This window comes from Nocardia pseudovaccinii NBRC 100343 (assembly GCF_001613225.1).
In the GTDB taxonomy this organism is placed as follows: Bacteria; Actinomycetota; Actinomycetes; order Mycobacteriales; family Mycobacteriaceae; genus Nocardia; species Nocardia pseudovaccinii.
Genome location: NZ_BDBY01000153.1, coordinates 1 through 24,710, shown reverse-complemented (window position 1 = coordinate 24,710; position 24,710 = coordinate 1). Strand labels below are relative to the sequence as shown.

Sequence of the window (24,710 nt, the reverse complement as noted above, 5' to 3'; positions counted from 1 at the left end):
ACTGGAACGACATCGAGAGGACAACGTTGACCTCGAGAAGCGTCAACCCTGACAACGCTGCTTCGGGTGACCCCGCGCCTGCACGCCTGACGGTGGGAATCGTCTCGGCGGGACGGGTCGGCTCCGCACTCGGCGCGGCGCTCGAGCGCGCCGGACACGTGGTTTTCGGCGTGGCCGCCATTTCTGATGCCTCGGTGCATCGGGCCCGCACTCGACTACCCGATTCCGAGATCCTGCCGGTCGAGGAGGTGGCCGCACGCAGCGAATTACTGCTGCTGGCCGTACCCGATGCCGAACTATCCGGGCTGGTGCGCGGGCTCGCATCCGCGGGGGTGGTCCGGGCGGGCACCATCGTCGCGCACACCTCCGGCGCCAATGGTGTCGGCGTGCTTGCTCCGCTGGCCGAGCGTGGCGTACTGCCGCTGGCCATCCATCCGGCCATGACCTTCACCGGACACGACGAGGACGTCGCCCGGCTCGGCAATGCCTGCTTCGGCATTACCGCCGCCGACGAAATCGGCTTCGCCATCGCGCAATCGCTGGTGATCGAAATGGGCGGCGAGCCGGTCCGGGTGCAGGAAGAAAATCGCCAGCTCTATCACGCCGCGCTCGCACACGGCAGTAATCACCTGGTGACGGTCATCCTGGACGCGGTCGACGCACTGCGCGCCGCGCTCGCGGGCCCCGGCCTGCTCGGCCAGCAGATCGTCGACGATCAACCCAACGGTCTGGCCGAACGCCTACTCGCCCCCTTGGCCTCCGCCGCGCTCGACAATGCCCTTCGCCGCGGTCAGTCCGCGCTGACCGGCCCGGTGGCGCGTGGCGATGCGGATGCCGTTGCCGCCCATCTGACCGCTCTGGAAGCGGTCGATATCCGGCTGGCCGCGGGCTATCGCGCCATATCGCTGCGCACGGCCGAACGCGCCAAGACCAATCCGGCTCTGATCGAGCTGCTGGAAGGAGGCCGATGATGGATCCGAAATTGCCCGGCGCATACCGCCGCGGCGAGCTGACCGTGCACCACGATCCCGAGGTGATCGCCGCGGTCTCCAAGGCCCTGCGCGGCGTCGGCCGTACCGTCGGCCTGGTGCCGACCATGGGCGCACTGCACGAGGGGCACCTCGAGATCGTGCGCCGGGCCAAGCGGACCAATCAGGTCGTCATCGTCTCGATTTTCGTGAATCCCCTGCAGTTCGGTGCGAACGAGGATCTGGACAAATACCCGCGGACCCTCGACGCCGACGTCGAGTTGCTGCGCGACGAGGGTGTGGAGCTGGTATTCGCGCCGAGCGCGTCGGATATGTATCCGGACGGGCCGCGTACCACCGTGCATCCGGGCCCGATCGGCGCCGAGCTCGAAGGAGCCAGCCGCCCGACGCATTTCGCGGGCATGCTGACGGTTGTCGCCAAGCTGCTGAATATCGCGCGCCCGACCGAGGCTTTCTTCGGCGAGAAGGACTATCAGCAGCTCACGCTGATCCGGCAGATGGTGCGTGATCTGAATATGGACGTCAAGATCGTGCCGCTGCCGACGGTTCGCGAACCCGACGGCCTCGCACTGTCCTCCCGCAATCGGTATCTCGATGCGGCACAGCGCGAATCGGCGCTGGCCCTGTCGGCGGCGCTGGCCGCGGGTCGGCATGCGGGCGCGCTCGGCGCCGATGCCGTGCTGGCGGCCGCCCGCGCGGTGCTCGACGCGACCCCCGGTGTCGGTGTCGACTATCTCGAATTGCGGTCGTCCACGCTCGGCCCCGCCCCCGCGAACGGCAATGCGCGACTGCTCATCGCCGCCGAGGTCGGCTCGACCCGCCTGATCGACAACACGGCTGTCGCGCTCGGCGCCCCCGTCGATGGCGGCCACCCCACACTTCCCGATTCGCGCACCGCCGCGACCGACTCCCAGCCTGCCCAGGCCAATATTTAGGAAGGGCGACAGCGATGTTGCGCACCATGATGAAGTCGAAGATCCACCGTGCCACGGTGACCCACGCCGATCTGCACTATGTCGGCTCGGTGACCGTCGACCAGGATCTGCTCGACGCCGCCGATCTGCTCGAGGGAGAGCAGGTCTGCATTGTCGATATCGATAACGGCGCCCGGCTGGAGACCTACGTGATCGCCGGTGAGCGCGGTTCGGGTGTCATCGGGATCAATGGCGCCGCCGCCCATCTCGTGCATCCCGGCGATCTGGTCATCCTGATCGCCTACGGCATGATGGACGAGGCGGAGCTGAAGGAATATGCCCCGAAGGTCGTCTTCGTCGACGAGCACAATCGTGCGACCGATCTCGGTTCCGATCCGGCGCATGCCCCGGCGGGTTCCGGTCTGGTCACCCCGCGCTCACTGACCACAGTCTGATGCTGCTGGCCATCGATGTCCGAAATACGAGCATCGAGCTCGGATTGTTCTCGGGCAGTGGTAGTCACGCGAAGTTGGTGCGGCACTGGCGGATGCATACCAATCCGCTGCTGACCGCGGACGAATTCGCCATGCAGGTGCGCGGATTGGTCGGCGATCAGGTCGAGGAGATCGTCGGAGTTTCGGCGTTGTCCACCGTGCCGCCGGTACTGCGCGAGATCAGATCGATGCTCACTCGCTATTGGGATCATGTGCCGCATGTGGTGGTGGAACCCGGTGTGCGGACCGGTATTCCGCTGCTCGTCGACAATCCCAAGGAAATCGGCGCGGACCGCATCGTGAACACCCTTGCCGCACATCATCGTTTCGGCACGGCCGCGATTGTCGTCGATTTCGGCACCGCCACCACCGTTGATCTGGTGTCGGCCAAGGGCGAGTTTCTCGGCGGTGTGCTCGCACCGGGTGTGGAGATCTCCAGTGAGGCGCTCATCGAACGTGCCGCATTGCGCCGGGTGGAGTTGGCGCGCCCGCGTTCGGTGGTCGGCAAGAACACCGTCGAGGCCATCCAATCCGGCGCGATATTCGGCTTCGCCGGTTTGGTGGACGGCCTGATCGATCGGATTCGCGATGAATTCGACGCATTCGCCGGTGACGATGTCGCGGTGGTCGCGACCGGCGCCACCGCACCGTTGATCGTGCCGGAATCGGAGACCATCGACCACCACGAGCCGCATCTCACATTGACCGGATTGCGCCTGGTCTACGAGCGCAATCAGCGCCGTAAGGGCAGTTGATATGCCCTTCCGGAGTGCTCAGGCATGACCAGGCGCTTTGCCGCCGGTTTTCGCGCTGCTACACTCGCACCCGTGTATTCCCGCGTGAGCACCCAGGAGTGTTGTCGAGGCTGACCTGCCTCGACCGTTCGAGGCTGACCAAGTCCCTCGACCGTTGACATACTCCTGGAGATTCGCTGATGCGTTCTTCCGTTCTTTCCCTCGATTCCGCACGTAGTGCCGTTTCGGCCACCCCGCCGTTGGATCGTGCCGTCTCCTCCGCATTACCCACCCGCCTGCGTCCCGCCGATCTGCTCCGGCTGACCGACGAGGGGGCCGAAGACGTACTCGCGGGACGCTACGACCATCTGTTGCCCGCCAATGGAATTTGGCCCGCCGATGAGCGCTGGGCCACCCGGCTGCTTTCCGACGACGAGGTCGATGTCTGGCTGATCAGCTGGACTCCCGGCAAATCCACCGAATTGCACGACCACGCCGGTTCGCTCGGCGCACTGACCGTGCTCAGCGGCGCGCTCTCGGAATTCCGCTGGAATGGAACGGAACTGCGCAGGCGCACGCTGACCGCGGGAGACCAGGCCTCGTTCCCGATCGGCTGGGTGCACGATGTGATGCGCGCGCCGGCCGCGGTGGAATCTGCCGGGCCGCTCGATCCGACGCTCAGCGTGCACGCTTATTCACCGCCGCTCACCGCCATGTCCTATTACGAGGTGACCGGCCACGGCACCCTGCGGCGCTCCCGAACCGTCCTCACCGACCAGCCCGAAGGTGATATGTGATGACCCGTTTGTCCATCGATCAGATGCTCGAGAACGCGCGGGCCCGCCTGAATCGGATCTATGCCTTCGAAACGCCACAGGCGCTCGATCGGGGCGCGATTCTGGTCGATATCCGGCCGCAGGCGCAGCGCGCACGTGAGGGCGCACTGCCGGGCGCGCTGGTGATCGAACGGAATGTCTTGGAATGGCGTTTGGATCCGTCGAGTTCGGCCCGGCTGGCACTGGCCACCGATCACGATGTGGAATGGATCGTCGTCTGCTCGGAGGGCTTTACCTCCAGTCTCGCCGCGGCCGCGCTGCAGGAACTCGGCCTGCATCGGGCCACCGATGTGATCGGTGGCTACCAGGCAATGAAGGCGGCCGGTCTGCTCAGTGTCGGAGTCCGGGCGCCGCACTTCGCGCGCGAGGTCGAGGCGCTGGCAACACTGTAAATTCGGGCCGAAACCACTTCCATCTCGAAACATACGGGCGCGCAATGGCTTTCGGATGATTGCCGGAGTGCGCCCGCTATTCGGCGTGCCGGAGAAGGTCGCGAAACAGGACATGACGGACCGTTCCGGGCCCCGCTGATTCGTTAGCGGTCGGTCGTGCCCGGGCGGCCCGCAAATCGATTTCCGGTGCCCGCTAGTGTTGTTGAACGTGAGCAACCCGAACACGCCTTCATCCGGTCGCTCCGCGGGTTCGGTTCCTGCGGGGCAAGCCAACCGTCCCGCGCCCGCCGCGGACGATGTTCCGGAGCAGATGCGGATTCGGCGCGAGAAGCGCGAGCGGTTGATCGCCGATGGCGGTGATGCCTATCCGGTGGTGGTGCCGCGCACACATACTCTCGGCGAAATTCGGGCCGCCTATCCGGAGCTCGAGCCGGACACCGAGACCGGTCTGCAGGCCGGTGTCGTCGGACGCGTCATTTTCCTGCGTAATACCGGCAAGCTGTGTTTCGCGACGCTGCAGGAGGGCGACGGCACCAAACTGCAGGCGATGATCAGCCTCAACGGTGTCGGAGCCGACGCACTGGCGGACTGGAAGGCCGATGTAGACCTCGGAGACTTCGTATTCGTACACGGCGAGGTGATCTCCTCACGAACCGGTGAATTGAGCGTTATGGCCGATTCCTGGGCCATGTCGGCCAAGGCCCTGCGGCCGCTGCCGGTGGCGCACAAGGAGATGAACGAGGAGTCGCGGGTTCGGCAGCGCTATGTCGATCTGATCGTGCGCCCCGAGGCCAGGGAAATGGCCAGGACCAGGGTCGCGGTGGTGCGCGCGATGCGCAACGCGCTCGAGCGCCGCGGCTTCCTCGAGGTGGAGACGCCGATGCTGCAGACGCTGCACGGCGGTGCGGCGGCGCGACCGTTCGTCACCCATTCCAATGCCCTCGATATCGATCTCTACCTGCGAATTGCGCCCGAACTGTTCCTCAAGCGCTGTGTGGTCGGTGGCCTGGAACAGGTCTTCGAGATCAACAGGAACTTCCGGAACGAGGGGTCGGACTCCACGCATTCCCCGGAGTTCGCAATGTTGGAAACCTATGAGGCATACGGCACCTACGATGACTCCGCACGGATGATTCGGGAATTGGTGCAGGAAGTTGCCGAGGAGGTCTTCGGCACGCAGGTGGTAACCCTTGCAGATGGCACCGAATACGATCTCCGCGGTGAGTGGGCGACGGTCGAGATGTACCCCTCACTGTCGGACGCACTGGGTGTATCGGTGACTCCGGAAACTTCGATCGAGGAATTACTTGCACTCGCAGATCGGGTCGGACTCGAAATTCCCGAGGACAAGGGCTATGGCCACGGCAAACTTGTCGAAGAACTGTGGGAGCACCAGTATGGTGACAAGCTCTACGCCCCGACTTTCGTGCGTGACTTCCCGGTCGAGACATCACCGCTGACCAGACAGCATCGCAGCAAGCCCGGAGTTACCGAGAAGTGGGATCTCTATGTGCGCGGCTTCGAGTTGGCAACTGGCTATTCGGAGTTGGTCGATCCGGTGATCCAGCGCGAGCGGTTCGTGGATCAAGCGCGGCTTGCCGCGCAAGGTGATGACGAGGCGATGGCACTCGACGAGGACTTCCTCGCGGCGATGGAGCACGGCATGCCTCCGACAACGGGTACGGGTATGGGAATCGATCGCTTGTTGATGGCACTCACGGGATTGGGAATCCGGGAAACGATACTGTTCCCAATTGTGCGTCCAGTCACTCGCTGACGATCGGATTGCATAGTTCGGCCCTCGTCTTGGAATTTTTCGAATTCGGGGTATTCTTGCCTCGGGTAATCGGCCTAGTATGCGGGTCGCACGATTTCGAGAGGACGTTCATCTCATGGCAAAGAAGGTCACCGTTAGCCTGATCGACGATGTCGATGGTGAGTCCATCGCGGACGAGACCATTGAGTTTGCGATCGACGGTGTGTCGTACGAGATCGACCTGTCGTCGGCAAATGCGGCGAAGCTGCGCGACGGCTTGGAAGAGTGGGTTTCGAGTGCTCGGCGGGTCAGCGGTCGGCGGCGGGTCAAGGCTGCGGTCGCTGCTCCCGGAGCTGCAAAGAGCCGGGTCTCGATCGATCGTGAACAAAGCGCTGCAATTCGCGAGTGGGCGCGCCGGAATGGGCACAAGGTGTCCGCGCGGGGTCGTATCTCGGCCGACATCACCGATGCGTACAACAAGGCCGCGAAGGGCTGAGTTCTTATTTAATTGGGCTGCCGCCCGGGCGAATCGTGCGACGCCCGGGCGGCGGCTCGTTTGTGATAGGCCTTCGATATGAGGAAGGTTCGGAGTCGACTCGATCTTGCTCGCGGTACCAGGACGCGGCACCATGGAACTGTGCGAAGAGCGTCACTGGCGGTATGGAGAGATGAGGTATCGGCGCAGTGACTGGTTTCGTCGGATCGCTATTGCGATTCACTGATGACTCGGGTCGGCAGCAGGAGTTCATGCTCACCCCGGACCAGCAGCGCGTCACCATCGGACGTTCCCCGCAGGCCGATCTGGCGCTGCGCTGGGACGCGGAGGTCTCGCGGCTGCATGCTGCCGTCGAATATCTCGGCGCGCACTGGACGATCGTCGATGACGGCCTGTCCCGCAACGGTACCTTCGTCAACGGCGAGCGACTCGTCGGGCGGCGGCGGTTGATGGCGGGCGATCGGATCCGGGTCGGTACCTCGCTGGTCTCGTTCCACGATTTCGGCGGCGTTGTCGACGATGCGACGCGGACCTCGACCGGCACTATTCCCACGCTGCGCTCACTGACCGATACCCAGCGCGCGGTGCTGGTCGCGCTGTGCCGTCCATATAAGAACGGCGCGGGTTTCGCGACCCCCGCTTCGAATCAACAGATCGCCGAGGAATTGTTCCTCAGCGTCGATGCGATCAAGACACATCTGCGGGCACTGTTCGCCAAGTTCGGTGTGGAAAATCTGCCGCAGAATCAGAAAAGAGTCCGACTGGCCGGTTTGGCCATGCAAAGTGGGTTGATCTCCGACCGAGACTTGTGACGCGGGCGGGGCGTGGACTCTCGCTTAGGTAGCCGAGCGCTTGAACCATGGATGGTCGCGCCGGTTACCGGTGTACTTGATTCATCGCCGGACCGAGCAAATCGGATCAGGTCCGGGTTCCGAGGCAGGAGAAATTCATGTTCGCGCTACGACTCGCCGCGCTGGTGGCGGCCACCCTCGCAACCGGCTTGATCGCGGGCGTTTTCTACGCTTATGCGATATCGGTGATGCCCGCGCTGAACCGCACCGACGATCGCGTGCTGATCGATGTGATGCAGAAGATCAATGTGGTCATCATCAACCCGTGGTTCATGCTCGGATTCCTCGGCACCGTCGGCTTCACCCTGCTCGCGGCGGCGCTGCACCTGGGCAAGGAGCACCGCACCACCTTGATCTGGCTCGGTGTGGCCTTGGCACTCAATGTGATCGCCTTCGCGGTCACCTCCGGATTGAATGTCCCACTCAACGACCAACTCGCGGCGGCAGGCGACCCGGCCCAGATCGGTGATCTGGCAAAGGTGCGTGCCGATTTCGAATCCGCTTGGGTCCGTTGGAATATCCTCCGCGCCATCCTGCACACACTGGCCTTCTTGGTGCTGACCGGGGCGCTGTTCGTGGCCGGTATTCAGCACGGCCGCACGCAGGTCGCGGGTACGGTTGGCGCACAGCAGATTTCGCAGTCTCGGCCGATGCCGAGTGTCGGTCCGCAATCCGCCGGTCAGCCGTACCGGGCGCCGATCATGGCTCAGCAGTACGGATTCGGACAGGGACAGCCCGGCTCGCAGCCGATGGGTGCGCATTCCCTGGCGTAGGAATCCACCGCCAGTATTCTGCCGCCGTCGGCGGGTCGATCAATGATCGGCTCGCCGACGGCGGTTTTCGGGGTTGCCCGTGGTCAGGACGATGCTTGTCGGACCAGATGCAGGGTGTCATCTGCGATACGCCGTGCGCGTCCCTCGGACACGATCCCTTCGATATAGGTGAAGTTCCAAAACAACGCGCCGTGGCTGGAATTCACCGTACCGACGTAGTATCCGCTCATCGAGATCCCGGCAATGAACTGGGCACCGGATAACCGCCACGGGCCGATCCGGTGCGCGAAATCGTAGCGGCCGATATTCGACAGACAGATATTGCCGGGTCCGCGCTGCTCCGCCATTCGCATGGTCTTGGCACTGTGCGCCAACGACTTCGGTGTAACGACGCCGAGCATCGAGACCAGTGCGAAGCATCGGTCCGCCGAGGACCGCTCCCGCAGGTCCTTGTTCAAACGTGCCGCAGTGGACCAGAAGTCGACAGCGGGACCATATTCGAGCACGGTGGGCAGGGTGCACACATAGGCCCCCGCCTCCTGCGTCCCGACCGGTGGCGCCAACTCGCCGCGGAAGTCCACTGGTGAGCCGATACTCAGCTTGTCGGCGCGCCCCGGCGTCAGCTGCGCCCCGATGGCCGAGGTCAGTGCGGCACCGAGGGCTCCGTGCACGGAGACGCCGTGTGCCCGGCAGGCCGCGCTCAGCCGGGCGAGTTCGTCGCCGCAGAGTTCGCGCCGGATCAGGCGGGTGCGCCGTGCCGAGGGGGCCACTCCGGCTTGGGGCTCGAGCCGCCTCGGCCGAGCGGCGGCACGGTTCAGCTCCTCCGCGAGCGCGACCCGCACGGAGCGGGCCGCGCCGAGCGAACCGCGGAACTTCCTCGGCAGCCGCTGTTCCGGCGGATCGAAGGTATCGAGCTCGGTGACCGCGCCCGGCGCGGTCGCGGCGAAGGTCACCAGATCCTGGAGCAGGGTGAGCGCCGAGGTACCGTCCGCGATGACGTGGGATACCACGAAGACCAGGTCGTGCGCGACGCTGCCATCGTCGAGTCGCACCGCGACATGCAGGATCCGGGCCAACGGTCCGCGCACCCAATCGGTCGATTCGGCTAGTTCGACACTGTCGACCTCATGCTCCCAGGTGCGGTCGTCGCCGGTGATGGCGCGCACCGTGATCGCCGCATCGGTCGGCACGAATCGCGGGTTCGCGCCCTCGGCGTCCGCCGCGATGGCGACCCGCAGGAACGGATGCCGCCGAGCCAGCGCTTCGGCGGCCGTGCGCAATGCCGCCGTATCCAGCTCACCGTGCACCCGCACGCGCGATATCACGTTCAACGGCGAGACCTGATCGAGAATCCAATACCAGCGTTCGATCGGGCTGAGTGGTCGTGCCAGCGAGATCGGCATCAATGCACCTGTTCGGGCGCAGGCATCGGTTCCACAGTGAAGCGCATCGGCCGCATATTGACCCGCTGCAGCACCGTGGTCGGAACGTACTTCAGCAAGAGGTTCCGCGCCGCGCACGCCACCGGATCGGCCAGTTGTTCGGTCATGCTGAGTCGTCGGGAACCTTCGACGAGAGCCCTGGTGCGCGGAATCCGCGCCTTCTCGTAGTCCCGCAGTCCGGCGACCACATCGCCGCCGGAAGCCAGGCGCACCGCCAGACTCCTGGCCAGTACATAGCCGTCCTCGATAGCCGACCCGGCGCCCTGACTCAGGCTGGTCAGCATCGGATGCGCGGCATCGCCGACGAGGGTGACCGGTCCGGTGCCCCAACGCGTGGAGAACGGCCGGTCCTGGGCGGGCACCGCGACAATCGCCGCTTCGTCGGTTTCCCTGATCGCTTGGCGCACCTCGGGCGCCCAACCCGCGAAGGCCGCAAGGATGTCGTCCTTACCGCCGCGCCAGTCGCGCGCCTGTGTGGCGGGCATATTCTTGGTGCCCCACCAGTAGGCGCGGCCGCCACCGATATCGATGAGACCGAAACGCTGACCGGGACCCCAATAGTGGCCCGCATATCCCTCGGTCATCCGCGCGTGGCGGAATGGGATGATCGCGAGCCAGCACAGATATCCGTATTCCGTCGGCGGTCGCTCGCCTTGCAATCGGGCACGCACGACGGATCGGATACCGTCGGCGCCGATCAGCAGATCGCCGACCGCGCTGCGTCCGTCAGCGAAGCGCACCTCGACGCCGCCGTCCGCGCGCACCGCATATCCGGTGGCGCGCGCGTCGTAGTGGATCGGGGGATCGCCCGCGGCGGCATGCATGGCGTCGATCAGCTCGTTGCGGTGAATGGTGATGATCGGGGTGCCGAGTTCGGCGGTGATCGCCGCGATCGGTATCTCGCGCATCAGTTCGCCTGCCGCCGTGCGCAATTCGAACGTGCGCATGGTCTGCGCTATCGATCCGAACTCGATGCCGAGTGCGTCGAGCACGGCGGTCGCGTTCGATGCCAGCCCGAGGCCGGTTCCGGTCTTGCGCTGTTGCGGTGCCGCCTCGAAGATTTCGACACCGATGCCCGCACGGCGCAGCGCGGCGGCGGTGGTCAGACCGCCGATACCCGAGCCGAGCACGATGGCTTTCGTCCTGCCCATTCGTATTACCGCCCCACCGTGCTGGTCACTGATTCCGTAGCGTCGAGCGCGCCCGCCAGTGTGGTGGCCAGCGCCGCGACGTGCGGATCGATCATCATGTTCAGGTGATCGCCGGGGATCGACACGATGTCGAGCGATCCCTCGACGTAATCCCCCCAGCCATTGGAATCGCTGTTGTACATGGTGCCCGCGATCTGATGGGCCATGTCGACCCCAGGCGGCAGACCTTCTTCGGCCCGCAGCAGGGTCACATCGCGATCCAGTGGTTTCAGCCGATAGTTACGTGCCGCAGTCGAATTCGCCTCGAAGACGTTGTACAGCCGACGGATCGAGCGGGCGGAACTGTCCGCGGGCAGAATTCCGGCTTCGATCGCCTCCGCCAGCATGCGCGCGAACAATTCGTCGGTGTCCTCGATCTCGTCTTCGAAATCGAAGGCGGCCGCGCCCGCGCCGCGCGCATACCAGAGCAATTCTTGGAAGAACCAGCGCATCAGGGATTTCTCCGCGATGGGTGCCCGTTCGCCGGGCCGCAGGGCAATGGTGTCGAGCAGCGTGAGACTGGCCACCTCGGATTTCGGCAGCTGACGCGAAATTTCCAGCGCCACATAGCCGCCGAACGACCACCCGGCGAGATGGCACGGCCCGCCGGGATGCACTCGCCGGATCGCTTCGATATAGGAGGCGGCCAACTCCTCCATGGACCGGATCGGCTCACGGCCGATATCGGCGCCCGCGGCCTGCAGGGCGTATACCGGACGATCATCCGGCAGGTGTTTGGTCAGCGGGAGATAGCACAGCACATTTCCGCCGATCGGATGCACCAGGAACAGCGGAGCCACCTCCGGATTCCCGGTTTGCAACGTGACCAGCGGATCGAAGGCGCGGCGGCCGTCATTGCGGACGATCGCCGCGAGTGCGGCCGCGGTGGGGGCGTTGACGAAGGTGTCCAGCGGAATTTCGGTATCCCAGCGGCGACTCATACTCAGCACCACGCGCATGGCCCCGACCGAGGTACCACCCGCATCGAAGAAGTTCTGGTCGGCGCCGATAGCAGGCAATCCCGCGAATTCGGCCATGATCTCGGCGACGGCGGCCTCGATCTCATCGCGTGGCGGTGTGTAATCGGCCGCGTCCGCGACGAAATCCAGGCGCATTTCGCGCAGGGCGCGGTCGTCGCGTTTACCGCTCGGCGTCTTCGGAAGCTCGTCCAGCCAGGCGAACTGGGCAGGCACCATGTGCGTGGGGAGAACTGTGCGCAGCCGGGCGATCAAGGCGGGCACATCGGTATTCAGTTCGTCGCCTACCAGGAAGGCGGTCAGCACACCGTCGATGCCGCCGAATTCGCGTGCCACCACCGCCGATTCGCGGATGCCTGGGAACTCCCCGCTCAGGGCGCCGATCTGCAATTCCACCTCGGCCGGTTCCACACGGAAGCCGCGAATCTTCACCTGGCTGTCCGCGCGGCCCTGGCACACCACCGCACCCGTTACCAATCGGAAGCCGAGATCGCCTGTTCGGTAGACGATTTCGCCATTCGGTCCGGCTGGCACGAAGCGTTGTGCGGTGAGGCCACCCCGTCCCTCGTAGCCCGTCGCCACCGCGATCCCGCCGAGGTAGATCTCGCCGATCATGCCCGTCGGTACCGGACGCAACCTATCGTCGAGCAGGTGCACCGAGGCGCCGTCGATGGGATAGCCGATGGGCGGCAATGCGGGCAGTTCGTGCGCCGCTCGGGTGAGCGGCTGACTCAGCGCGACATGGGTTTCTGTTGGGCCGTACTGGTTTTCCAGTAGCACATCCGGAAGTGCGGCGAGCAGTGTCCGGATCTCCGGCGTCAGCCGCAGCTGCTCACCGGAGGAGGCCAGCACCCGCAAACCCGCCGGGTAACGATCGGTGGCGATAGCGGTTTCGGCGAATGCCTGTAGCGCGACGAACGGCAGGAACAGCCGCTGTACATTCTCGGTGATCACGGTGTCGAGCAATGCGGTCATATCCGAGCGATGGGTGGCTTCGGCGAGCCGCAGCAGCCCGCCCGCGGCCAGCGTCGCGAAGATCTCCTGGAAGGAGACGTCGAAGCTGAGCGGTGCGTACTGGATAGTGCTCAGTGCGCGGGTCCCCGATGCGGTGTGGTTCTGCCAATCGACCAGATTGGCCAGCGCCCGGTGCGGCATCACCACGCCCTTGGGTTCGCCGGTCGATCCGGAGGTGAACAGCACGTATGCGGGCGCTTCGGGGGCGATGACGGGCAATGGCCCCACGGGGTCGCCGGTTGCGTCGGTGAGTGTTCCGGCATCCAGCAGCAGGTTCCGGTCGGTGACCAGTTCGGCGTATTCGGCGTCGGCGATGATCCGGGCCGGGTTCGACCGGTCGATCATCAGCCGCAGGCGGTGCTCCGGATAATTCACATCCAGCGGCACACATACCGCGCCCGCCTTCGCGATCGCGACGACGGTGGCGATGAGCTCTGGTCGCCGGTTCATCAGTACGCCGATTCGCGCGTGCGGCGGTAGTCGCAGTGCGACCAGCTTTCCCGCGATAATGTCGACGCGCTCGGCGAATTCGTCGTAGGTCCAGGTCAGGCTATTCGACCGGATCGCGAGCGAATCCGGCTGGCGCGCCGCGCGATCGGTGATCTGCTGTGCCACATCGGCGGCGCGGATCCGGGCGCTGCCCATATCGATCGGACCTGCCGGGTCGTCGATAATGCAGGCGAGCATCCGAATGCAGGTTTGTGCCAGAGTGTCGCACTGCTCTCGGGTGAGCGAGGTATCGCCGTCGACGCGGATCAGCATCCGTCCGTCCCGCGGATCGGTGGCCACCGTCAGCAGCGCTGGGAAGTTCGTTTCCTCGCGTACGTCGAATCCGCGGAACTCGATGCCCGCCACCGCGGTGACCGTGCTGAAGACGTGGTAGTTCACGAAGTTGAACGCCGTCTCGAAGACCGAACTGCCGTGTGACCGGCCGGATCCGCTCGCGGCGATATCGGCAAGAATCGCGCGCAGCGGATAGCGTCGGTGCGGATATTGGGCGCGCTCGCGCTGTGCGATCTGCTCGACGGCAGCGAGCCAGGTGACGGCGGTGTCGTCGAGACGCATCGGGAGTGTGTTGAGGAACAGTCCCGCGACGGATTCCGCGTCGGCCCGCCCCGGCCTACCGTGGCCGATCACACCGGTGGTCACGTCGACGTGGCCCGTCAGTGCGCGCAGGGCGAGGCAGTGCGCGGCGAGGAACAGCGATTTCGTGGTGACCTGATATTCGGTCGCGAACCGGGTTGCCGCGTCTTGGAGGCCGCGCGGTAGGACATGGGTCACCCGCGGCTTCTCGATCGGATCGGTTACGGGCAGATGGGCCAGCGCGGATGGCAGCGCCGTCGGATTCGAGCCCGCGAGGAACTCCTGCCAGTACTGCGCATGCCCGGCGTCGGTCTCGGCCAGCTGTTCGGCCTTGGCGTATTCGGCGAGCACGGTGGAGGACAGCGCTCGCTGGTCCAGTGCCGGAATCTGGAAACCGATGTGGCTCAGGTAATCCTGGAGCAGCGACCGCATCAGATTCGCCACACTCCAGCCGTCCAGGATGGCGTGATGAAAGCTCAGAACGAGGTCGATGGTTTCGGCGTGGATATAGGCGCGCAGCCGGAACAGCGCGGCGGCACCGATGTCATAGGCGAAATGCCTACGCTCCTGGATGTATTGGTCGATCTCGTGTGCATCGGCGTCGGTGACCACCGACAGCACCTGCTCGACTCGGTGGTGCACGATCTGCAGCGGTATCGAATACGAGGTCAGATCGAATGACGACCGCAAGGCGGGTTGGCGGGCGACGAGCCGGTCGACGGCGGCTCGGAATTCCGTCTCCCGCCACGGCATTGCCACCCGGTATCGGAATACGTCCTTGTACAGGGTGGAATCCGCCCGCTCGCCTGCGTGGAAGAGCATGCCGAGCTGGAGCGAGGTGACCGGGAACGCATCCTCGGCGAAGTCGACCGCGGCCCGGTCGACCAGCGGCAGCAACTCGAACTGCGCCGCGACATGATTCGGAGTCGACTGCGGATGGTCGGCGACATGTGCGGCCAGTTCGGCGATGGTCGGCTTGGTGAACAGCACATCCACATCGAGATAGAGCCCGCGCTGTTCGGCGGCCGTGCGCAGGGCCAGCGCCAGGATGGAGTCACCGCCGTGGGTGAAGAAGTTGTCGTGGATGCCGATCCGGGTGCCGAGCACCTGAGCGCACAGTTCCACCAGTGCCCGTTCGGTTGCGTTGCGCGGTTGCGCACCCACGGTGGTAACCGCGTGCGCGCCGGAGGCGGCCAGCGCACGCCGGTCCAGTTTGCCGTTGGCGGTCAGTGGGATCTCGCCCAGTTGAACGATCCGGCTCGGCACCATATACGCGGGCAGGTGGCGGGCCAGATGTGCGGCAACCGTCTCCTCGCTCGCGCTGCCCGCCGACTCGGTGACGAAATAGCCGATCAGATAGCTACCGTGGGTTGTTTGCGATGGTTGGTCGATCACGGCCGCGGCGCGTACGCCAGGGCAGGCCAGCAGTTGGTTCTCGACTTCGCCGAGCGTCACCCGGTTGCCGCGGATCTTCACTTGATCGTCGCGGCGGCCCAGATACTCGATGGTGGCATCGGCCAGCCAGCGGGCGATATCGCCGGTCCGGTAGCGACGACCGCCCGGTACCGACGGATCGTCGATAAAGGCGGCGGCGGTGAGATCGGGGCGGTCGAGGTAGCCGCGCGCCACGCCGACTCCGGCGATGTTCAACTCACCCTGCATACCGAGCGGAACGCGTCTCCCGTGTTCGTCGAGGATGAGCAGCGTGATGTTCTCGATCGGGCGGCCGATCGGGACGACCTCGAGTTCCGTCGCGCCGGTGGGGCAGTCGAAGTAGGAAACGTCGACGGTGGCTTCGGTCGGCCCGTAAAGGTTTACCAATTGCGGTGTTTCGGGCAGTGCCGCGAAGACCTTGCCGAACCGTGACACCAACTCGGCGGGGAGCGCCTCACCGCTGCAGAAGACGCGTTGGAGCGTCGAAACCCGCCGCAGTGCTTCGGGATCACGGTTCAGTTCGGACAGGAATGGTCCGAGCATCGACGGTACGAAATGCATGACCGTGACACCGTGTGCTTCGATGGCATCGACGATCCGGCGCGGATCGCGCTCACCATCCGGTTCGAGCAGTGCGACGCGTGCCCCGGCCGTTGCCCACCACATCAGTTCCCATACCGACACATCGAAGGTCGCCGGTGTCTTCTGCAGGATTACATCGGTCGAGTCGAGTGGGTACCGGTTCTGCATCCACGCCAGCCGGTTCACGACCGACCGATGCTCGACCATCACGCCCTTGGGCCTACCGGTCGAGCCCGAGGTGAAGATCACGTATGCCAAATCGGCAGGCGCGGTGCGTGATTCGCCTGGATCGTCGTCGTGTTCGGGGTAGACGGAGAGCCGGGTGAGCTCCGGACCGGTCGCGGCGACGTCGAGGTCTGGCGCGGTGATGGCGTATCGGGCCCGGCTCTCCTGGACGACGGTGGCGATTCGGTCGGCCGGATAGTTCGGATCGATCGGAACATAGGCGCAGCCCGCCCGCAGCACACCGTAGATCGCGATGAGCAGATCGGGAGAACGCCGCAGCACCACCGGGATTCGCTCATCACGCTGGACGCCGCGGCGCACCAGGTCCGCGGCGAGTCGATCAGCCAGTGCGAGCAGTTCGCCGTAGCTGAGCACGGTGTCCTCGAAGACCACCGCGATCGCGTCCGGATCGCGTGTCGCCTGTTCGGCGAAGATCCGATCCAACGTGGTGTCCGGAAAGTTGACGGTCGGACCATTTTCGACGGCGGCGAGCGCGGCCCGATCGACGTCGGGCAGCCAGTCGAGTTCGCGGATGGGGATATCCGGTCGCGCCAATGCCGCGCGCAGCAATCCGGTTACCTGCCGAATTGCCGCGATGATCGGGAAGTCGGTGTCGAAAACGTCTTGGGATTCGAAGATGTGCAGGTCCAAGCGGCCATCGCGTTCATGCTCGACGGCAACGATATTCACCGATTCGGCCACCGTGCCCGCGGAGAAGATCCGGGAGCGCTCCATCAATCGCTCGATATGGTCGGACGACGGCATCCGGCTGTAGGAGTAGGTGACGTCGAACAGGGTCGGCATGACCGCGTGACGTTCGGTGAGGGCGCGAACGATGTCGCCGTAGGCGAAGCCCTGGCGCTTCTTGAGTTGCCGGACCTCGCCTGCGATGCGCATGGCCACCTGCAGCAGGGTCGGGTCGCCGTCCAAGCACACCCGCAGTGGCACCATATTGGTGAAGTCGCCCGCGGTCATCATGTCCTCGGGCGTATTCCGGTTGAGCATCGGTACGCCGAGCACGATCTCATCGGTGCGGTGCACGGTCGACAGATATGTGGCGATGGCGGCCGAGGTCACGGAGAAGATCGAGATCCCGGTGCGGCGAATCGCTTCGACCAGTTCCGGATCTACCCGGAAGGTCTGTGACCCGCGCCGGACGGTGTCCAACGAGGCCGTGCGCGAGAACAGCGCGGGTACGACGCCGTCGAGATAGCCGGTGAACCACTCGCGGTCCGCTGACCAGCGCTCGGACCCGCGGTACTCCTCCTCCCGTTCGGCAAACGACAGATACGACGGCATCTGGTAGTCGGGCAGCCGGTCGATGGGAGTCGTGCTCTCGTAGTCGGTAATGATCTGTCCGAGTAGGAGATTCATCGTCCACGCATCGCCGACGGCGTGGTGCATGTGACCGTAGAGGTAGAACGACTCCGGGGTATCGATGAGAATCGCCAGCCGGAACATCGCGGAATCCGCGGTGATGGTGCGTCCATTGGCCGCGAGCATCCAGTCCAGGCAGGCCTGTGCCGGATCGGGCGCGCCGGAGAAATCGTGCACCTCGAGCTCGGGCAATGCATTGCTGATGCGTTGCCGAAGTTCACCTTCGGTGAACTCGATGCGCAGGCGCGGCGCGTCGTTGCGGAGGAAGGTCAGTTCCACACATCGGCGCATCCGTTCCGTATCGACCGCTGTGTCGATGTGGCTGTAGCCCGACGCCTGCACGATCGGCAGGTCGGGGTGGCGCGATGCGACCGCCATCAGGTCACGCTGATACGCGGTCAGCGGACGATACTTCTCGGTGGACTCGGATGAATTGGAACGAATGACCATCGAACGTCTCCTACATTTGTCCCGGCGCACAACTGCCGAGCCAAATGTTTGTTAGGCAGCACGAAATCCGGTGTGACCAAAGATAATTCAAGTGACGAAGTCCGAACCCCCGCGCTTCGTTGCGCACATTCGCCCGCCCGCTTGCAGCGCACGACCAGATGTGCCTACCTTGACTCGTCCTACCCGTGAGTAGCAAGTGTCGACCTGTCCGGAGGCCGTCGATCGTGACAACTTTCACCCTCGGCGACCGATTGTTTGACGAATATGAGGTACTTATGCAAGCGACCAATTCGGCTGGGCCGCGCGGCGCGGTTCTCGTCACCGGTGCGTCGTCCGGGTTGGGGCGGGTGGCCGCGATCCATCTCGCGGCCAAGGGATTCCAGGTGTTCGCTGGTGTTCGATCCGACGTCGTCGGCAAGGAGTTGGCGAACGAGTCCGAACGGCTCGTTCCGATCCATCTCGATGTCACATCGGAAAGTGCCATCGCAGCAGCCGGGGAAAGGATCGCGCAGACCTGTGGCGCGGACGGTCTGCTCGGTCTGGTGAACAACGCGGGCGTCTGTTATTCGGCGCCGCTGGAATGCCTCAGCAGCGAGGACCTGCGGTATCAGCTCGAGGTGAACGTCATCGGTGCGGTCGCGGTGACCCGGACCTTCCTGCCGCTGCTGCGCGTCGGCACCGCCGCGGCTGGTCCGGTCGGCCGGATCGTCAATGTCGGTTCGGGCGTCGGCCGGGTGGCCTCGCCGTTTCTCGGCGCCTATGCCGCATCGCAATTCGCGAAGGAGGGGTTGTCCGATTCGCTGCGGCGCGAACTCGCGGCCCAGTCGGTCAGTGTCTCGGTGATCGAGCCGGGCGCGATCCTGACCCCGATCTGGGACAAGGTTTCCGATACCGCGGAGCGCGTGCTCGAACAGGCCCCGCCCGATATCGCCGCGCTCTACCGCACACGCTTCACGGCCTTCGTCGCGATGAACGAGGGACTGGCGAAGTCCAGCAGGACCAAGCCTGAGCAGTTCGCCAAGGTGGTGGAACATGCTCTGACAGCACGCAATCCGAAGACCAGGTACCGGGTCGGCCTGGACTCGCTGGCCTCCACCCTCGCCGCCCGACTGCTGCCGGATCGCATCCTGGACTTGGTGCTGGCCAAGTCGGCCGGGAGCAATTCCGCTGTGGTGCAGACTATTTCGGCGGCGGACACGCGATGAAGGTGGTCGAGCTGCCCGCAGGGCCGATCGAATATGTCGAATCGGGCGAGGGTGCGCCGGTGGTGTTCCTGCACGGTGCGATGAAGGATGCCGCGGTGTGGGATCGGGTGGTCGCGCAGCTGCCGACGGGTTTTCGCTACATCCGCCCGACATTGCCGCTGGGCAGTCATCGCCTGCCGATGCGCCAGGATGCCGATCTGACCGTGCGCGGACTCGCCGCGCTGGTCGCCGACTTCTGCGCGACCTTGGATTTGGATCGCGTGACGCTCGTGCAAAACCATTGGGGCGCGGCGCAAGTCATGCTGGCGGAGGGCTATGGCACACGGCTGCGAGCGATCGTCGCCTGTGCCTGTGAAGCGTTCGACAACTATCCGCCCGGGGCGGCGGGCCGGGCCTTCTCCAGGGCCGCCCGGGTGCCGGGCGCGTTCGCCGCGATGGGCTGGGTGACGCGACGTGCGGCGGTGCGCCGGATGCTGGCGGGCAATGACGTGACCTCTCTGCGCCCGATTCCGGCAGAGCTGTCCGAGCGCTGGCAGCTGCCCTTCGCGACCGAGGCCGAGGTGCGCAGAGATGTTCGAAAGATCCTGTCCGACGACTACTCCCGCGATCAACTGGAGCGCTGGGCGGCGGCCGTCGCCGGATTCGACGGCCCCGCCCTCGTGGTCTGGGCTGTCGGGGACAAGCTCATGCCGCGCGACCACGGTGCCCGGCTCGCGGCCGCCTTCGGTAACGGTGAACTCGTCGAGATCGCCGACAGCGCCACCTGTATTCCGCTGGACCAACCCCAGTGGCTCGCCACCGAGATCGCCCGGTTCTTGGCGGCGCACTGAAGTTCGCTCGGCGATTCGTTCCGTGAGTTGTCTCAACTGCCTCGGGTGTGACGATAAGTTGCGCTACGTTCTGGAACACGTTCCAGATTTTGGAGGTCTCCATGCGGCGTGTTTCCGGGTCCGCGATCGTCGTTGCCGTGCTGGCCGTGCTGTGGGTCGGTGCGGGTGGTAGTGCGCAGGCCGAATATCCGGTCGACTACAACTTCTTCGCCGGAATTCCGAATGAGCTGGTGAATCATGGTGGCTCGCTGCCCGGTTCGAATGATTGGGGGTGCAGGCCCAGCGCGGCGCATCCGAATCCGGTGGTGCTCGCGCACGGTACGGGTGGTGGGGCGCAGACGAATTGGGGACTGTACGCGCCGCTGCTCGCGAACGAAGGTTATTGTGTCTTCTCGCTGACCTACGGCGCCTACGATCTGCCGTGGCCGATCTCCGCGGTCGGCGGGATGCTGCCGATCGAGCAGAGCGCGGTGCAGTTCGCGGCGTTCGTGGATCGGGTGCTCGCGGCGACCGGGGCGCGCAAGGTGGACGTGATCGGGCATTCGCAGGGCACGGTGCTGCCGAACTACTACGCCAAGCGGCTCGGCGGTGCGGACAAGATCGATAAATATGTATCGATCGCTCCGGCCTGGCGCGGTACCAATGCGGGCGGCGGGGCGGATGTGGCCGCATTCGCCGACCGGCTCGGCGCCGGGCCCTACTTCCAGGCTGCGGCGGGTTCGCTGTGCCAGGCCTGCACCGAGTTGTTACGCGATTCAACCTTCCTGCGGGATCTCAACAGCGACGGCGTCTACGTTCCCGGTATCACCTACACCAACATCATGGGCAGCCTGGACGAGATCGTCGTCCCGTACGACTCGGGCTTCGTACCAGGGTCGAACGCGACGAATATCGTGGTCCAGGACGGTTGCGCGATCGACTTCTCCGAACATCTGGCGATCGCGGGCAGTCCGCGCACCGCCCGCTTCGTGCTCAACGCCCTCGATCCGGCGCATGCGCGCGAGGTGCCGTGCGAGTTCGTCCCGCCGTTCACCGGGTGACACCCACGGCTGGGAAGCGGCGAGGCGGCGATTTCGCTGAGGGCAAAACCTGAGCGGAAACGTATCCCGCAACTAGCACGTTATGAGTGAATGACCGTGTTGTCGCCGGTCCCCAATAGGGTGGACTGGAGGCGGCGTAATCCCCTGCCAACTAGAGTGGAGGCCGGGGCCGCAACCCCCGGGCTTCATGGCAGGCTGACGCCACGGAAGCGTCGGATGCCAGAATTTCGGAGCAGGAGAGTGAGGGAGCGATGTTCGAGAGGTTCACCGACCGCGCGAGGCGCGTCGTTGTCCTGGCCCAAGAAGAGGCCCGGATGCTCAACCACAACTACATCGGCACCGAGCACATCCTGCTTGGGTTGATCCACGAGGGCGAGGGCGTAGCGGCGAAGTCGCTGGAATCCCTTGGTATTTCGCTGGAGGGTGTGCGCAGCCAGGTGGAGGAGATCATCGGCCAGGGCCAGCAGGCTCCGTCCGGTCACATCCCGTTCACCCCGCGTGCCAAGAAGGTGCTGGAACTGAGCCTGCGCGAGGCGCTGCAGCTCGGCCACAACTACATCGGCACCGAGCACATTCTGCTCGGCCTGATCCGTGAAGGTGAGGGTGTCGCGGCGCAGGTGCTGGTGAAGCTGGGTGCGGATCTCAACCGGGTGCGCCAGCAGGTCATCCAGCTGCTGTCCGGATACCAGGGCAAGGAGCCGGTGGAATCCGGTTCGCGCGGCGAGGCCGGTACCCCGTCCACCTCGCTGGTGCTCGACCAGTTCGGCCGCAACCTGACCCAGGCCGCCCTCGAGGGCAAGCTCGACCCGGTCATCGGCCGCTCGAAGGAAATCGAGCGCGTCATGCAGGTGCTGAGCCGCCGCACCAAGAACAACCCCGTCCTCATCGGCGAGCCCGGTGTCGGTAAGACCGCCGTGGTCGAGGGCCTGGCCCAGGCCATCGTCAACGGCGAGGTCCCGGAGACGCTGAAGGACAAGCAGCTCTACACCCTCGACCTGGGTTCCCTGGTCGCGGGCAGCCGCTACCGCGGTGACTTCGAAGAGCGCCTGAAGAAGGTGCTCAAGGAGATCAACACCCGCGGCGACATCATCCTGTTCATCGACGAGCTGCACACGCTCGTCGGCGCGGGTGCCGCCGAGGGCGCGATCGACGCCGCTTCGATCCTGAAGCCGAAGCTGGCCCGCGGTGAGCTGCAAACCATCGGTGCGACCACTCTCGACGAGTACCGCAAGTACATCGAGAAGGACGCCGCACTCGAGCGCCGGTTCCAGCCGGTCCAGGTCGGCGAGCCGACGGTCGAGCACACCATCAACATCCTCAAGGGCCTGCGCGATCGCTACGAGGCGCACCACCGGGTCTCCATCACCGACGGCGCGCTGGTGGCCGCGGCCACCCTGGCCGACCGCTACATCAACGACCGGTTCCTGCCGGACAAGGCGATCGACCTGATCGACGAGGCCGGTGCGCGCATGCGCATCCGTCGGATGACCGCCCCGCCGGACCTGCGCGAATTCGACGACAAGATCGCCGATGCGCGCCGGGAGAAGGAAAGCGCCATCGACGCGCAGGACTTCGAGAAGGCGGCGCGGCTGCGCGATAAGGAAAAGCAGCTGGTCGCCAAGCGCGCCGAGCGCGAAAAGCAGTGGCGCTCCGGTGATCTGGATGTCGTGGCCGAGGTCGACGACGAGCAGATCGCAGAGGTGCTTGCCAACTGGACCGGTATCCCGGTGTTCAAGCTCACCGAGGAGGAGACCACGCGTCTGCTCCGCATGGAGGACGAGCTGCACAAGCGGATCATCGGCCAGGAGGACGCGGTCAAGGCCGTGTCGAAGGCGATCCGCCGCACCCGCGCCGGTCTGAAGGATCCGAAGCGGCCCTCGGGCTCGTTCATCTTCGCCGGTCCGTCCGGTGTCGGTAAGACCGAGCTCTCCAAGGCGCTGGCGAACTTCCTGTTCGGCGACGACGACGCGCTCATCCAGATCGATATGGGCGAGTTCCACGACCGCTTCACCGCATCGCGGCTCTTCGGTGCCCCTCCCGGGTACGTGGGCTACGAAGAGGGTGGCCAGCTCACCGAGAAGGTGCGCCGCAAGCCGTTCTCCGTGGTTCTGTTCGACGAGATCGAAAAGGCACATCAGGAGATCTACAACACCCTGTTGCAGGTCCTCGAGGACGGTCGTCTCACCGACGGCCAGGGACGTACGGTCGACTTCAAGAACACCGTGCTGATCTTCACCTCGAACCTGGGTACCTCGGACATCTCCAAGGCGGTCGGCCTGGGCTTCACCCAGTCCAACGCCGAGGGTTCGAACTACGAGCGGATGAAGCTCAAGGTCAACGACGAGCTGAAGAAGCACTTCCGGCCCGAGTTCCTCAACCGCATCGACGACGTGATCGTCTTCCACCAGCTCACCACGGATCAGATCGTGATGATGGTGGATCTGATGATCGGCCGCGTCGCCACGCAGCTGAAGAACAAGGACATGGAGATCGAGCTGTCCCCGCAGGGCAAGGCACTGCTTGCCAAGCGCGGCTTCGATCCGGTGCTCGGCGCCCGGCCGCTGCGCCGGACCATCCAGCGCGAGATCGAGGACCAGCTGTCGGAGAAGATCCTCTTCGGCGAGATCGGTCCGGGACAGACCATCGTGGTCGACGTCGAGGGCTGGGACGGCGAGGGCTCCGGCGAGAACGCCAAGTTCACCTTCACCGGCAAGGCGAAGCTGACCAAGGCGGCAGCCACCGAGGAGAAGCCGGAGGTCGTGCTCACGGGTGCGGGCGAAGGCACCACCACGGCCGAGGCCGCAGGCGAGTGATTCGCAACGGCTAGAAGATGCCGCCCACCGGATTTCCGGTGGGCGGCATTTTTTCTGGAATTCGCACGCCCGAGCGGCGGCGTACCGTGGGGAGCGGTCATTCGGACAACTATCACGGGGGTGCTAGGTGACAAATTCAGATCTGACATCGATCGCGGTTCTGCTGGATCGGTCGGGTTCCATGCAGGCGATCAAAACCGACACCGAGGGCGGCTTCGACGCCTACATCGAAGAACAGCGCAAGGTGCCGAAGACGACGCTGGTGACGCTCGCGCAGTTCGATACCGAATACGAACTGGTCTATGCGAATCGGCCGATCGCCGAGGTGCCGCCGCTGAGCCTGCAGCCGCGCGGTGGAACCGCACTGTACGACGCGGTGGGGCGGCTGGTCACCGATATCGGCCGGGAACTCTCGGCTCGACCCGAGGACGAGCGGCCGGGCACGGTGATTGTCGTTGTGCTCACCGATGGGCACGAGAATTCCAGCCGGGAATGGACCCATGCCGCGGTCCGGGCGCTGATTACGCAGCAGCAGGAGGTGTACTCCTGGGATTTCGTATTCCTCGGCGCGAATATGGATGCGGTGGCGGTGGGGTCCGAATTGGGATTCGATCCGCGGCGCTCGCTGACATACGGCGCGACACCCGCCGGAGCGGCCGGGGCATTCGCGTCGGCTGCGGCATATTCGGCGCGGCGCAGTATGGCCGCGCCGGGGCAAGCGGTGGATGGATTCACCGATGCCGAACGTCAGGCGGCCAATCCGGACACGCAGTAGTTTCGCAGGCAACGACGGGCGCGCATATCAGCACAGCG

Annotated in this window: 18 protein-coding genes; 15 read left to right on the top strand and 3 right to left on the bottom strand. The window is 65.1% G+C overall.

All coding sequences use genetic code 11. The features are described from left to right. The first annotated feature begins 26 nt into the window (after positions 1–26). From NP3_RS18175 to NP3_RS18130, 10 genes are all read left to right on the top strand, one after another. Positions 27–971: a Rossmann-like and DUF2520 domain-containing protein gene (locus NP3_RS18175; RefSeq protein WP_063042794.1), complete on the top strand. Its 945-nt coding sequence runs from the start codon at positions 27–29 to the stop codon at positions 969–971. Continuing rightward, positions 968–1,924 carry a pantoate--beta-alanine ligase gene (panC, locus tag NP3_RS18170; protein WP_063042785.1) on the top strand — a complete coding sequence of 319 codons (957 nt, stop codon included), beginning with the start codon at positions 968–970 and terminating at the stop codon, positions 1,922–1,924. The genes NP3_RS18175 and panC overlap by 4 nt, the downstream gene beginning before the upstream one ends. 14 nt (positions 1,925–1,938) lie before the next feature. Next, positions 1,939–2,358 (top strand): aspartate 1-decarboxylase, encoded by a 420-nt coding sequence (panD, locus tag NP3_RS18165; RefSeq protein WP_040686161.1) that lies wholly within the window; start codon positions 1,939–1,941, stop codon positions 2,356–2,358. After that, entirely contained in the window at positions 2,358–3,152 is a 795-nt protein-coding gene (locus NP3_RS18160; protein WP_063042784.1) for a type III pantothenate kinase, read from the top strand. The genes panD and NP3_RS18160 overlap by 1 nt, the downstream gene beginning before the upstream one ends. A gap of 179 nt (positions 3,153–3,331) precedes the next feature. Beyond that, positions 3,332–3,928: a cysteine dioxygenase gene (locus NP3_RS18155; protein ID WP_063042783.1), complete on the top strand. Its 597-nt coding sequence runs from the start codon at positions 3,332–3,334 to the stop codon at positions 3,926–3,928. 8 nt (positions 3,929–3,936) lie between these two features. Further along, positions 3,937–4,359, top strand: coding sequence for a rhodanese-like domain-containing protein (locus tag NP3_RS18150; protein ID WP_063042793.1), 423 nt, complete (start codon positions 3,937–3,939; stop codon positions 4,357–4,359). Between the two features lie 310 nt (positions 4,360–4,669). Beyond that, complete coding sequence (gene lysS, locus NP3_RS18145) at positions 4,670–6,136, top strand: lysine--tRNA ligase (RefSeq protein ID WP_063042792.1); 1,467 nt, start codon at positions 4,670–4,672, stop codon at positions 6,134–6,136. A gap of 115 nt (positions 6,137–6,251) precedes the next feature. Further along, complete coding sequence (locus NP3_RS18140; protein ID WP_040686163.1) at positions 6,252–6,611, top strand: histone-like nucleoid-structuring protein Lsr2; 360 nt, start codon at positions 6,252–6,254, stop codon at positions 6,609–6,611. 251 nt (positions 6,612–6,862) lie between these two features. Then, entirely contained in the window at positions 6,863–7,423 is a 561-nt protein-coding gene (locus tag NP3_RS18135; protein ID WP_245672443.1) for an FHA domain-containing protein, read from the top strand. Between the two features lie 137 nt (positions 7,424–7,560). Then, positions 7,561–8,235, top strand: a complete 675-nt coding sequence (locus NP3_RS18130; protein ID WP_063042782.1) for an anthrone oxygenase family protein — start codon at positions 7,561–7,563, stop codon at positions 8,233–8,235. A gap of 83 nt (positions 8,236–8,318) precedes the next feature. Here the strand turns inward: NP3_RS18130 and NP3_RS18125 are convergent, their stop codons facing one another. From NP3_RS18125 to NP3_RS18115, 3 genes are read right to left on the bottom strand one after another with little or no spacing between them, the layout of a single operon-like run. Further along, positions 8,319–9,638, bottom strand: a complete 1,320-nt coding sequence (locus NP3_RS18125; RefSeq protein WP_063042781.1) for a phthiocerol/phthiodiolone dimycocerosyl transferase family protein — start codon at positions 9,636–9,638, stop codon at positions 8,319–8,321. Further along, entirely contained in the window at positions 9,638–10,828 is a 1,191-nt protein-coding gene (locus tag NP3_RS18120) for an FAD-dependent monooxygenase (protein ID WP_063042780.1), read from the bottom strand. Before NP3_RS18120 ends, NP3_RS18125 begins: the two co-directional genes overlap by 1 nt. 5 nt (positions 10,829–10,833) lie before the next feature. Further along, positions 10,834–18,009 carry a non-ribosomal peptide synthetase gene (locus NP3_RS18115; RefSeq protein ID WP_063042779.1) on the bottom strand — a complete coding sequence of 2,392 codons (7,176 nt, stop codon included), beginning with the start codon at positions 18,007–18,009 and terminating at the stop codon, positions 10,834–10,836. Positions 18,010–18,284: 275 nt separating this feature from the next. Here NP3_RS18115 and NP3_RS18110 point away from each other — a divergent pair, with 275 nt between their 5' ends. From NP3_RS18110 to NP3_RS18090, 5 genes are all read left to right on the top strand, one after another. Beyond that, entirely contained in the window at positions 18,285–19,214 is a 930-nt protein-coding gene (locus NP3_RS18110) for an SDR family NAD(P)-dependent oxidoreductase (RefSeq protein WP_063042790.1), read from the top strand. Then, positions 19,211–20,044 carry an alpha/beta fold hydrolase gene (locus NP3_RS18105; protein WP_063042778.1) on the top strand — a complete coding sequence of 278 codons (834 nt, stop codon included), beginning with the start codon at positions 19,211–19,213 and terminating at the stop codon, positions 20,042–20,044. The genes NP3_RS18110 and NP3_RS18105 overlap by 4 nt, the downstream gene beginning before the upstream one ends. Positions 20,045–20,145: 101 nt before the next feature. Beyond that, positions 20,146–21,084 carry an esterase/lipase family protein gene (locus NP3_RS18100; RefSeq protein ID WP_063042777.1) on the top strand — a complete coding sequence of 313 codons (939 nt, stop codon included), beginning with the start codon at positions 20,146–20,148 and terminating at the stop codon, positions 21,082–21,084. Between the two features lie 251 nt (positions 21,085–21,335). After that, positions 21,336–23,897 (top strand): ATP-dependent Clp protease ATP-binding subunit, encoded by a 2,562-nt coding sequence (locus NP3_RS18095; RefSeq protein ID WP_063042776.1) that lies wholly within the window; start codon positions 21,336–21,338, stop codon positions 23,895–23,897. Between the two features lie 127 nt (positions 23,898–24,024). Beyond that, the gene (locus tag NP3_RS18090; protein ID WP_174566231.1) at positions 24,025–24,672 is read left to right on the top strand and encodes a vWA domain-containing protein; all 648 of its coding nucleotides are present in this window, start codon (positions 24,025–24,027) and stop codon (positions 24,670–24,672) included. Positions 24,673–24,710 lie beyond the last annotated feature (38 nt).